Raw genomic sequence first — 1,973 nt, 5'->3', positions numbered from 1 at the left:
CCTCGGCTCGGCCGCGGCCTACGGCGTCGCCGACGTCGCCGGGGGCCTGCTGTCGCGCCGCGCCGGCCCCGCCGTGGTCGCGCTGCTCGGGCAGATCGGCGGGCTCGCCTGCGCCGTGCTCATCGCGCTGGCGATCCCGGCGGACGCGGCCGGGGCCGCCGACCTCGGCTGGGGCGCCCTGTCCGGCGTCGGGACGGGGCTCGCCATGGTGTTCCTCTACCGGGGGATCAGCCGCGGCCACCTCAGCGTGGTCGTGCCCGTCAGCGCGGTCGGCGGCGTGGCCGTGCCGGTGGTCGCCGGGGTCGCGCTCCTGGGCGACCGCCCGTCCGCCACCGCGTGGGCGGGCATCGCCGCCGTCCTGCCGGCGCTCTGGCTGGTGTCCCGGTCGCGGTCGGACGACCGTGGATCGGCGCGGGCCGCGCTCGTGAACGGGCTCGCCGCCGGCGCCGGGATCGGGCTCCAGTATCTGGCCCTGGCGCAGTCCGGGCCGGACGCGGGCCTGTGGCCCGTGACGGCGGGCCGGGCGGCGGCCGTCCTGGTGATCCTCCCGATGGCCTGGGCGGACCGGTCCCGGCTCCCGGGCCGGGCCGGCGCGTTCTGGTCCGCCGCCAACGGCGGCCTCGCCGCCGTGGCGCTCGTGCTCTACCTGATGGCCACGCGGGAACAGCTCGTGGTGATCGCGGTCGTGCTGTCGTCGCTGTACCCGGTGGTACCGGTGCTGCTCGGCGTCACCGCGCTGCGCGAGCGGCTGTCGGCCGCGCAGGGGGCGGGCCTCGCCGGCGCGGGCCTGGCGGTGCTGCTGCTGACCCTGCCCCAGGGCGCGCTTTAAAGATCAGCGAAGGTCGCTCTACGCGACGAGGCGGTCACCGAATCGCGTGAAGATCCGTCCGCCGGGGGACGCCCGGGGTAGCCTTTCGCCGTCGGCCCCGCCTTCCCGCCCCGCCTTCCCCTTCGGGGGCCGTCAGAGCCTCGGGAGCGTGTGTGAAGAACGGTCAGATCCCGGTCGACGTGCCCGACGACGTCCCCACCTCGGCGCGCGCCTACGGGTGGATGCTGGGCGGCAAGGACAACTACGTCATCGACCGCCAGTTCATCCTGGACACCGTCCAGGGCTTCCCCGAATGCGTGGACATCGCCCGGCAGAACCGCGCCTTCCTCTACCGGGCCGTCCGCTACCTGGTGAAGGAGGCGGGCATCCGCCAGTTCATCGACATGGGCTGCGGCCTGCCGACGAACAACAACGTCCACCAGGTCGCCCAGCGGTTCGCGCCCGACGCCCGCGTCGTCTACGTGGACATCGACCCCATCGTCCTCGTGCACGGCCGGGCTCTGCTGGCCGACAACTCCAGCACCATCATCACCGGCGACATGCGCGACCAGAGCGCGATCCTGGAGCGCGACGACGTCGTCCGCCTCATCGACTTCGACGAGCCGGTCGCGGTGCTGTTCCTGTCGGTCGTCCACCACCTGCTGGACGCCGACGACCCGCGCCGCATCCTGCGCACCATCATCGACAAGGCCGTCCCCGGCAGCCACCTGTGCCTGTCGCAGGTCGTGTGCGACGACCCGGCCCGGGGCGCGACGATGAGCCGGCAGATCACCGCCGCGGGCATCCCCTGGCGCACCCGCACCCCCGCCGAGCTGGACTCCTTCCTCGACGGGCTGGAGCCGGCCGAGCCGGGCCTGGTGAACCTCCTCGACTGGCGCCCGGACCCGTTCCAGCCGCCACTGGAGGAGGCGCCGGAGGAACTCGCCTCCTACCTGGGCATCACCGAGACCAGCAAGGACCTCTACGAGTACGGCGGAGTCCTACGCAAGCCCTGACCCGCCCCGCACCGGCTCGGACGGCCCGCGGGGCCCGGTGGCCGCCCGGATGCGCGCGGTGATCCGATCGACGTCGCCGCGCTCCGCGGCGGGCAGCGGCGCCCCCGCCGCCGCGCGCGCCGCGGTCGCCTCCGCGAGCGACCGCGCGG

The 1,973-nt window shown here is 74.9% G+C and carries 2 protein-coding genes; both read left to right on the top strand.

Translation table 11 applies throughout. The features are described from left to right. The coding region (locus E1291_RS41180) for a DMT family transporter (protein WP_207401261.1) at positions 1-829 on the top strand (829 nt) is incomplete at its 5' end. 152 nt (positions 830-981) lie between these two features. Then, a complete protein-coding gene (locus E1291_RS41175) occupies positions 982-1,824 on the top strand; it encodes an SAM-dependent methyltransferase (RefSeq protein ID WP_242614696.1) in 843 nt (280 codons plus the stop codon). Positions 1,825-1,973 lie beyond the last annotated feature (149 nt).

The sequence above is a fragment of the Actinomadura roseirufa genome (assembly GCF_900659635.1).
Taxonomy (GTDB): Bacteria; Actinomycetota; Actinomycetes; order Streptosporangiales; family Streptosporangiaceae; genus Spirillospora; species Spirillospora roseirufa.
Note: the sequence above shows the minus strand (reverse complement) of the source record. Positions and strands in the feature narration are given on the sequence as shown.